This is a genomic window from Desulfobacterales bacterium (genome assembly GCA_034003325.1).
Taxonomy (GTDB): domain Bacteria; phylum Desulfobacterota; class Desulfobacteria; order Desulfobacterales; family JAFDDL01; genus JAVEYW01.
Genome location: JAVEYW010000034.1, coordinates 1 through 10,004, shown reverse-complemented (window position 1 = coordinate 10,004; position 10,004 = coordinate 1). Strand labels below are relative to the sequence as shown.

10 protein-coding genes are annotated in these 10,004 nt (G+C 56.3%); 9 read left to right on the top strand and 1 reads right to left on the bottom strand.

The window, feature by feature from the left end; all coding sequences use genetic code 11:
• The 7 genes from RBT11_20375 to RBT11_20345 all read left to right on the top strand — a co-directional run.
• On the top strand, window positions 1-1,328 hold a 1,328-nt coding region (locus RBT11_20375; protein MDX9789142.1), incomplete at its 5' end, for a recombinase family protein.
• Entirely contained in the window at window positions 1,325-1,759 is a 435-nt protein-coding gene (locus RBT11_20370) for a hypothetical protein (protein ID MDX9789141.1), read from the top strand. The genes RBT11_20375 and RBT11_20370, both read left to right, overlap by 4 nt.
• Before the next feature lie 195 nt (window positions 1,760-1,954).
• Entirely contained in the window at window positions 1,955-2,668 is a 714-nt protein-coding gene (gene lexA / locus RBT11_20365) for a transcriptional repressor LexA (GenBank protein ID MDX9789140.1), read from the top strand.
• 21 nt (window positions 2,669-2,689) lie between these two features.
• Window positions 2,690-3,856, top strand: a complete 1,167-nt coding sequence (locus RBT11_20360; GenBank protein ID MDX9789139.1) for a hypothetical protein — start codon at window positions 2,690-2,692, stop codon at window positions 3,854-3,856.
• Window positions 3,846-4,907 carry a hypothetical protein gene (locus RBT11_20355; protein MDX9789138.1) on the top strand — a complete coding sequence of 354 codons (1,062 nt, stop codon included), beginning with the start codon at window positions 3,846-3,848 and terminating at the stop codon, window positions 4,905-4,907. The genes RBT11_20360 and RBT11_20355 overlap by 11 nt, the downstream gene beginning before the upstream one ends.
• Window positions 4,908-5,215: 308 nt before the next feature.
• Complete coding sequence (locus RBT11_20350; GenBank protein MDX9789137.1) at window positions 5,216-5,548, top strand: hypothetical protein; 333 nt, start codon at window positions 5,216-5,218, stop codon at window positions 5,546-5,548.
• Between the two features lie 182 nt (window positions 5,549-5,730).
• Complete coding sequence (locus RBT11_20345; GenBank protein MDX9789136.1) at window positions 5,731-6,327, top strand: sigma-70 family RNA polymerase sigma factor; 597 nt, start codon at window positions 5,731-5,733, stop codon at window positions 6,325-6,327.
• A 45-nt stretch (window positions 6,328-6,372) separates the two neighbouring features.
• Here RBT11_20345 and RBT11_20340 read toward each other — a convergent pair whose 3' ends face one another.
• Entirely contained in the window at window positions 6,373-8,667 is a 2,295-nt protein-coding gene (locus tag RBT11_20340) for a hypothetical protein (protein MDX9789135.1), read from the bottom strand.
• Window positions 8,668-8,972: 305 nt separating this feature from the next.
• On the opposite strand from RBT11_20340, the gene RBT11_20335 reads away from it, so the two are divergent.
• Window positions 8,973-9,287 (top strand): hypothetical protein, encoded by a 315-nt coding sequence (locus RBT11_20335; GenBank protein ID MDX9789134.1) that lies wholly within the window; start codon window positions 8,973-8,975, stop codon window positions 9,285-9,287.
• Window positions 9,287-9,883 (top strand): PD-(D/E)XK nuclease family protein, encoded by a 597-nt coding sequence (locus RBT11_20330; GenBank protein ID MDX9789133.1) that lies wholly within the window; start codon window positions 9,287-9,289, stop codon window positions 9,881-9,883. Before RBT11_20335 ends, RBT11_20330 begins: the two co-directional genes overlap by 1 nt.
• The last annotated feature ends 121 nt before the right edge of the window (window positions 9,884-10,004 follow it).

The window sequence follows — 10,004 nt, the reverse complement described above, 5'->3', positions numbered from 1 at the left end:
ACATCGATTGCGTGGTCGTCTACAAGGTGGACCGGCTGAGCCGCTCCCTTCTCGACTTCGCCCGCATCATGGAGCTTTTCGACAAGCATGCCGTGAGCTTCGTCTCGGTCACCCAGCAGTTCAACACAACCAGCTCCATGGGGCGGCTAACCTTGAACATCCTCCTGTCCTTCGCCCAGTTCGAACGGGAAATCATCTCGGAGCGGACCAGGGACAAAATGGCCGCCGCCCGGAAGAAGGGCAAGTGGGTCGGAGGCATGCCGGTCCTCGGGTACGACCTGGATCGCAAGGGAGGGCGGCTGGTCGTTAACGAGGAAGAAGCCCAGCGGGTGCGAGCCATCTATGATCTTTACATGGAGCACAAGGCGTTGATGCCTGTCGTCCAGGAACTCGAGCGCCGCAAGTGGGGTGTAAAAAAGTGGACTACCCAACGAGGGGATGAACGCGGAGGGAATCTGTTTACCAAGAGCAGCCTTTTTCGGCTGCTCACCAACATCATCTACACGGGCAACATCATTTATAAAGGGACCATCTACCGTGGCGAGCATGAGGGAATTGTGGACCCGGACCTCTGGCAGCGCGTCCAAGATACCCTTCGGCACAACGGCCGGTCCGGCTGCAAGGAAATCCGCAACAAATACGGTGCCCTGCTGAGGGGGCTGCTTTACTGCGCACCTTGTGGAACCGCCATGGTGCATTCTTACACCGCCAGAAAGGGAAAGCATTACCGTTACTATGTCTGCCTGACCGCCCAGCAGCGAGGATGGGCATCCTGTCCGACCAAATCGCTCAATGCCTATGAGATTGAAAGCGCGGTGGTGGACTATATCCGAGGCTTGGGCGCGAGCCCGGAGGTCTTTTCGGAAACCGCTTCCCAGGTTCGGGTTCAAAGTGAAAAGCGTCTGGCGGAGCTCGAAGCCGAACGCCGCGCACACGAGCGGGAACTCAAACGGCTGGATGCCAGGCTCCGCGCCCTCGTGGGAGACTTGCCGTCCTCGGGAACGGACCGGGGTCTGGTGACGGATCAGATGGCCGACCTGCAAGACCAAATTCGCTCTCTCGAACAAAGGATGACCGTCATCCGCGAAGAAACCATCGCCGTCCAAAGAGAAACGCTCGAAGACGGAGACTTGGAAAAGGCCCTCGCGGCCTTCGACCCCATCTGGCAATCTCTTGCCCCACGCGAACAGGCGCGGGTTATCAAAGCCCTTGTTGAACGCGTCGCCTACGATGGTCGTGATGGCAAAGTGACTGTGACGTTCCGCTCCCCCGGCATCAAGGCCGCTTGCCTGGGACAGGCAGCCCTTGGAAAGGAAAACCACATATGAAACCGACCATGCATCATTTTGGAAGCGACGGGAGGTTGGAGGTGAGCTTCACGTTCCAGCCGAGAAACAAACGAGTGAACGTCGACCCACAGTCCAACAGCCGACGTGGATCAACCAGCAAAGGGAACATTCCGCGGGTCGCCAAGCTCCTGGCTTTGGCGATCCGCTTTGAGAAACTGGTCAAGCGGGGCGATATCCAGGACTATGCGGACCTCGCCCGCCTGGGCTATGTGACCCGTGCGCGCATCACCCAGATCATGAACCTGCTCAACCTTGCCCCTGACATCCAGGAGGATATCCTTTTTCTTCCGAACACAACCAAGGGCCGCGATCCGATCCTGGAGAGGGACCTCCGTCCGGTCGCCGCCGTTCCCCACTGGAACCGTCAGCGGAAAATGTGGACACAGATGTGCAAAGACCACCTCGGATAGTCTTTCCATGCATCCCGCCGACGTCCTCACTTTTGAGGAACTTTTCTCCGCCCAACTTCATTCCTATCGGCGACTTTTATTCCTCTCTCGCCCTGTGTACATTTTTCAATTGACCTGACAAATATCAGTGTAATATAATTATTTTTGTAACGTGGCCGTAGTGTGCCTCCACAGACACTGCGGCCGGTGTCGTTCATGAGGCTTATAAGCCATAGGAAGACCGAGGTCATCGAAATGGAACGTAAAGGCAGAGGCCGACGCCCTGTTGAAGAGATAACCGATACGCAGCGTGACACCTTGAAGAAAATCCGCCTTTTCATGAACCGGCGGGGGTTCCCCCCGACCATGAAGGAACTTGCGGACATCCTCGGTATATCGCACGCGAGCGCCCATGGGCAGGTAACCCAGCTTGTGCGAAAGGGATACCTGAAACGCGAGCCGAGGAAAGCCAGGAGCCTCGCCATCGTTCGTGAATCGGAAGACACCCCTCCGATCATGACCGCCGTTCCCATCGTTGGGCGCGTGGCTGCGGGTCAACCGATTCTGGCCGCGGAGAACATAGTCGGCGAGATAATGGTCGAAGGGAGAATTACCCGTTTGGGCAGGTGTTTCGCCCTCGAGGTGACGGGCGACAGCATGGTGGATGTAGGTATCCGGGAGCACGATCTGGTGGTGGTCCGCCAGCAGGCCGTGGCGGAGAGCGGCGACATCGTCGTCGCACTGCTTGAAGACGAAGCCACGGTGAAACGGCTTTTCATCCGTGACGAGAGAATCGAACTAAGACCGGAGAACCCGAAACACCGACCGATCCCGGTGGGTCCCGACGATGGGCTCCGCATCCTCGGCAAGGTCGTCGCCGTCAGGCGGCCCGGATCGAACACTCAAACGCCGGGGACGGCCTGGCTATAGGAACTAAGGAGGAAAGAACGAATGGCGACGTACAATCTCAGGCGTTTTGCCCATGCCGACGGCCTCAAGGCCATCGCGCGTGAGCATCTATTGGCTCTGCTGAACCCTCACAAGCCCTACTTTGACGGCCGAGGATTGACGTTGCCGCCGCTATCCGCTTCCGATGGCATCAACTACGACCAACTCGTCAACGTGCTCATGAACCCGGATATGGACACGCCGAAAGGACTGGTCGACGCCCTCTACTTCGTGCATGAGATGGCCACGCCCGAAGCCATGGACGTCCTCCTCCAGGAGGCGGAGAACAATGGCATCTCCCTCGACGAGAACCCGGACCCCACCGCGGCGGACGTGGCTGTTCAAGTTTATCTGCAGGACAAGGGCCTTCTCGAGCGCAAGCACGCCGAGCAGTACCTTTTGAAGCCCCGGTCCTTCGAGTATTTTCAGACCGATACGCATCCGATCCCCAAGTTCAAACAGCCGACAGCGAAAGCGCTCGTAGCTCTGGAGAAAGACCTCGACGACTGGTTCGAGAAGAAAAAGCGCGGGCGGGGATCGAAAGTTTTCGTTTACCCCAAGAAAGATTCCGTGTGGTTTCTGGTGCGCCACGGTGATCGGTTGCGCCGCGAGGGCAGCCTCGACGGCGGCCAGACATCGAGCGTCTTCTATCGTCCGGAAAAGTATGACGTCCTGGTGTATGAACCTACCATCGGTGAGATTCGGATGCACGCCTGCGGAAAAGGCGAAAAGGACCTCTTCCGCCGGCAGTTCGGCCGCCATGTGTTCAACAAAGAGGATTTCTTTCCTGAGACCGGCAAGTATACGCTCGAGCCGCTTCGAAACGGCGGAGACACATCCATCGTTTGCACCGACGTGGATGGGATGGAATGGGTACGCCTAAAGGAGATTCAGTTCTTCTGGGGCGGCTCCGAAAAGGAGATCGAGATACGCAAGGCCAACGACGTGTTCGTCGCCTACGCCGGACGCGGCCGCGCCATGCCCCATAAGGCTCGGATCATCCGGGCGAGCTTTCAAGTGAAGTTCACGGATTCGAAAACGGCCCGGACCGTGACCATCCGACCCTCGAATATCGCGCAGTATACCAGGGACAGCGATGCCGCCGTGGTCGAGGATTGGCTCACGAAGCGCGGATTCATCCTTGCCGAGCAGGAAGACGATGAAGAATAGACCAACCGGATTCTGGCAGGCCCTCGAGGCCGTCCCCGGTACAGCGGCGGTGGATGCCGAGTGGAAAGACCGGTTCGGAAACGATTATGGGACGGCGAAGGCTTTCATTCGTCCGAATGGCAAGCTGGCATCTTCACATCCCTGCATGGTTCAACGCGGCTGCGGCTGTGAGCACGAAGTGGTCGCGCACGATCAGGAGGATATTGTCGCTGTCTGCAGGTGCGAGCGTGGATGCGAGACCTTTGCCCTACAGCGATCCGACATCGTGGTCTATGAGCTGGATCGTCCGGCCCTCGACACGGCGCTCGCCAAGGTCTTCGGCCTGATCGAAGAAACCGACGCGGGAACCGACCTTCCCGGAACGACGCGCCTCGGCGTTTACTCTCCATACGCCGGATACCGTTTCCCGGTCTACCTGGCGATCCAAATCGAGCCCGATGATTTCAACGAGGCGCTGGATGGTCTCCTGGGGAGGAATGGCACGCCGTTCATTCTCTTGTCTCCCACGCGGGAACTCTGCTCCGCGAAGGCGGAGAAGCGGCTGACCGACAAGCGGTCGGGCTTCGTGCCTTTGTCTGAAAATGTGGGCCTCGGCACCAAACGCAAGTTCCGGCTCGTCCATCCACTGGATGATATTCTTGCCCACTTCCTCAGTTCCAATCTTCCATCGCCGAAGGAAGGAGACTCCATGGTCTTCTTCCCCACACCGCCGGATGCAACATGGAGAGACGTATCGATCCGCTTCAAGGACGGGCATACCGTCTCGGTCAAAGCGAAAACGGCCGGAGGCGTGTTCAATTACACGCAGATGGGCATGGCCAACAAAAAGAACGGCGACCCCACCCTTCAATGGGGGCTGCTCAAAGTATTCGCAGATGAACGTGGAGTGTTGGACTGGACCAGCAATAAGGCAGACCGGAAAAACCAGAAACGCCGCGAGCTCCTCGCCGCCAACCTTCGCGACTTCTTCCGCATCGAAGGTGATCCATTCCGCCTGACGGATGACGGAAAGGGCTGGCAGGCACTCTTCCTCATCTCCCCCGACGAATAACCAATATTCCGGTTCAGCGAAATTTCGCTGGACCTCCGGAAAAAAATTCAAAAAAAGTTTCCCCTCCGTAGCCCAGGCATCCGCCTGAAATCTATGCATTTTCATGTCCTTCACCATTGACGCGCTGGGGCGTCCCGCCCCTCTCATCGAAATTTCGCCAAAGAGGGGTGACGGTCCGGCGAGATCCTCACCCCTGGAAGAAACGCCCGGATGATCCGGGTGAACGCCCCCTGGGAGGTCCATTCGCCGGACCCGCCTCCCAGGGGGCTTTTCGTTGATGCGTCCGAGGGCGCGAAAGGAGGTCCGGTATGACGGATGTTGTGACAATGGCGGCCCTGACTCCTGCCAGGAAACGCCTGGTCGAGCTGATGCAGGAGATTAACTACGGCCGGATTGAGGGACTGCAGGTCCAGGATGGCGAGCCAGTCTTCGATCCCCCGCCCACCGTGCTGCGGCTTTTTTTGTTCGGCAAGGACAACGGGCCGAACGAATCCCGCGGCAACGACGGCTTCGCCCTGAAAAAGAAAGTGGCGGAGCTGTTCGAGGTCTTCGACCGGGAGTGTTCGCTCTCGATCCAGGAACTCATGATCGACAACGGATTGCCCGTCCGCATGACCGTGGCGGACGCGGTGCGGGTCTGATTCAGACCCGGCCATAGAGCACGGTCCATCACCAGACAACAGACTGGCCGCAGAGCGGAGGTCGTTGTGGGTGTCGCCGATACCGGCGTACTCGCAACACCTCCGCTCGCTTTATTTAGAGCGGTCGTCCCGGCATAGGTCGATACCCACACGAGCTCCTCCTCGGCCCCGAGGAGGCTCAAATGGGTTTCGACAAACACTACGAAGGAATCGACAAGTATGCCGTTCGGATCATCAAGTATAAGGCGAGACAACTGGTCGGCCGGGTGGGTTTCACCGAGTCCGACCGCGAGGACCTGGAGCAGGAAATGCTGCTGGACCTGCTCCAACGCCTGCCCAAGTACAACTCCGACCGCGCCCAGCGCAACACCTTCATCGCCCGCGTGGTGGATCACAAGATCGCCACCATCATCGAGGCGCGGAAGGCCGGCCTGCGGGATTACCGGCTCTGCCGTTGTTCCCTGAACGATCAATTCGAGTCCGGCGAGTACGAAGACACCTTCTGTATCGAGCGCATGGAGACCATCGACCAGGAAGACTACCTGCGTCGCACGGGCAGGATTTCACGATCCCCATCCGAGCTTCGCGATCTCTCCATCGATGTCCGCCAGGCAATCGAGAAGCTGCCGCCGGAGCTGCGTGAACTGTGCCGGCGTCTCGACACCGACACGGTAACGGAGATCTCCCGCGATACCGGAATACCCCGCGGGACGATCTACGAATCCATCAAAAAGCTGCGCGCGATCTTCGAGGACGCCGGACTGAGGGATTACCTCTAAGTGTCTTCGAACGACGATTATGATGGGGTGCGACAGAATTGGTACTCACTCCTTTTCTGTCCACCCCTTTAGCTGTCCCCCTGCAGATTTTACGGACCCAACTATGAGTTCTCTTAACTCAAACAGGAATTTGTTTGAATCAGGACTAGGCATCTCACTGGGGATAGGAGCCGCCTCCTCATAGATCGTTGCGACTTCCCTTGCTCTGATTCGTGTCGACCCTATTCCTCGGTGTTCATACGCCGACACCCATTCACGCAAGCGTTCCTCTAATACCCTGCGCCTTGATAAATCGTGGAGTCTTGTAAAAACTTCCTTTTTGACCGCATCAACGGCGTCAATTCGATCCTGGCTATCATCCGGAGGTGCTGAGGGAAACCAACCAAGTGGAGTCGAAAGGAACTGACTTACATGAATCTGCAATAGCCTAATCAAGTCAGCAACCGGCCGTAGCGTGTCGTATTCGTCGACTTTAAAAATACCCAATCGCCGGGAAAGCGCTTTTACCCTTGTCCAGTGTTCCGGTCTCGCCCCCGATACCGAACCCATTCCAAGGATACCTCTCCATCTATCATGGAACTCTTGAGCCGCTTTTTGAATAGCAAGTACGAGGTTCGCCACATCATATACAGGTTTGTATTCTACAGGCCCTGCAGGAATAATTGATGACTCTATTGCCTCCAAGAAGCGGTGCATTTCAGATAGTGTAAACTTTGCGGATTTAGGTAGCCTTTTCTGGATGTTGGCCAGGAAAAAAAGGCGCTCTGGGATGAGGTTTCGAAGCGCCGCTTCAGCCTCCCGTCCATAGCCTTTGCCAATTGCGTGGACGGCGTTATCAAACGAGCCGATTACATGATCCTTTTTGGCAACATTCCCCTGGAGGTTATCTCCTTTGACCTCATCAAAATGGGTGAATGCCAAGAGCAATTTGGATTCATGCCCGCTAATAACCAAGGACTGAAGCACCGCACACGGTCCGGCCTGTATGGGTTGAGCAGCATTATCAACCAAAACAATCGCATCAGCCATACGGAATTTGCTGGTGATTGATGTGGAAAGGCTGGAAGTGCTATCGGCAGTATGCCCTATCCCCTGGCCATCCATGATGACCATTTTCGGTAAGGCATTATTGTGCCACTCAGGCCTGAAAGGACCTGCTACTCGGATACCTTCAACCAGTGGCGTCAAAAGCCGTCCGAAATTCGGTGCATAATTGCTTGAGAATCTGTTCACCACTCGGATAAATGCGGATCGGTCAGAGTCCCGGTGTGTCCATTTTATTGGCCATCCATCCTTACCACGGGTAATTTCACCATCCGACAGAAAACCAAAGCGACTCTCAACATCATCGAGAATGGCGTCCACAAGCTGATGGAACTCATCCATGTTTGCCAGTTGGTCTTCAACCAACTCCTGAAGGACATCGCGGTCCTCTTTCGATGCTTCCCCAACCTTAATCCCCAGCTCGTCAGCCATTTTATCCATAACCGATTTGGCCTTCTCCTCGAGCTGATCAATTGAGACAAAATACATTCTGAGAGCATTCAAGAGCTCTTCGCGTTCGGTTTCATTAAGTTCTTGATGTTCTGGGGAATCAGACGGTGAGTTTTCATCAAAATCTTCATCCTCGATTTCATCATTTACAGACTTTTCAAGAAGGGCGGGGTTGCCCAAAATGTAGCTCAGCCGAAATTTCTGTTCGCTATGTTCGAGGAATCGTCGAATTACGTCACGTTCAGGCCCGCCCTCCAGTTTGGTGACAACTGCGGCAAGAACGCATTCGGAAATGTATTGCCGGACGCGGTCCCTTGGGATGAAGGTGACTGCGGCCCGCAGTGGACCTTCAGCCACAACGATCTCAATGTCACATATGGTTGTTTTGGCTGCAGAAATAGATGGAAAACGTTCACGTTCTGGATCGGTGCCCAAAAGTTGTCTTACGATGGTTGTCTTACCCGCACCGGTGGTACCTACGAAAAGAATACGGGCATAACCATCTGAGGGGTCGTTCCCACCAGGCAGTGGAATAACCTCCTCACGGATGCTCCACGGGTCAAATGCAGCCGGAAGCATAGGATCATAAAACGCAGCTACGATTTTCTCATCGTAGCTCTTAGATGCAGCTTGGCGACTTGACAGGTTCCACAAGACAGGGTCGGAGAGAATTTGGTTAAGTTGATCGACGAGTATTTGCGCCTGTTCCTTTTCAGGGGTGCCTAATCCACGCCTAACTCGCAGTTTCTGTTTGCCATCTGGTCCCAGGCAGACTGGATGACGAAAGATAACGCACCAGCTATGCCTTCCCTTACTTAAAGTAGCCTTCGCCTTACTGTCACTCATCGCGTACACCTCCTATTTGTTGTTACAAGTTGTTCCATTTTTCAAAAATACACCGCAACCATGCTCATGTCAATCAAAAAATGGAACAACTTGTAACAACGCCATATTAATCTGCTTTATCAATATTTACTGTCTGTTAGCAGAACTATTGATGAGGTGGATTTCGACCGTCCGACGGTCCGGGTCCGCCTCCGGTAGGTAATGAGCGGGTCGGATGCACGGAAGGCGTCCGAGAGATCGCCGAAAGCATCCGGCCCGGGCGCGCCCTCCAACAGACCTTACTGAACGGAATGGAGGCATCAAACATGAACCGAGAACTTTACCGATACAACTTCGACTCCAAGGTCCCGATCCGGGACGTCGAGGAGTCCCTGCTTCTGGCGGTGCTCGCCGCCGAGAGCCTTCACGGCCGGTCGCTGGTTCGGCTGGACGCATCCTTCTGCCTGGATTCGCACAAGCGCTCCTGCGTCGTGGATGCGGCGACCGAGGTCGGCCGCGCCATCGCCCGCATCTTCACCGGCTTCCTCACCCGAGAGTTCGGCGAAGAAGCCTTCAAAGTCGAACGCGTGGGTGACCGCCCCGTGGTCGGCCCCGAGCTCAAAGCCACGGGGGCCGCCTGATGGAAGCGAAAACGACCACCACCTATTCGATGTGGAGCCTGTTCCGCAACTGCCGCAAAGCCTGCGAGTGGCGCTACATACAGGAACTGGTTCCCTTGGAACGGGACCACAACCTGGCCTTCGGCACGGTGATCCACAAGTGCCTGGAGATCTGGCACGGCGGCAGGGACCTGGGGCTCGTCCTCGATTTCATCGACCGGACCTACGCCAACCGCGCACAAGAGGAAGACCAGAAGCGGGACTGGCATCTGGCTTCGGCGATGATGAAGGGCTACGCGGCCTCCTATGCGAGCGAGGAGTTCGATGTCGTTGCCCTCGAAAAGACCTTCGAGGGGAGCATCGTCAACCCTGCCACCGGCGCTTCATCCAGAAGCTTCGTGCTGGCCGGAAAGGTGGACGGCGTAGTCCGGATCGGCGACGAGCATTTCCTCCTCGAACACAAGACCGCCTCGCAGGTGGATGCGGACTACCTGGAGCGGCTCTGGACCGACTTCCAGATCGTTCTGTACTCCCGCTACGTGGAACAGACACTCGGCATCCGCATAGCGGGCGTTCTCTACAACATCCTGGTGAAGGCCCGTCTGCAACAGGGGTAAGCGTCCGGTAAACCCCATCTTCACAGCCTGGAAAAATCCTGGCATGATAGGCCCCAGAATGGAGGACAAATCATGTCAGGTGATGCGGTTCGAATTATTGGAATAAAAAATGGCAGATCAA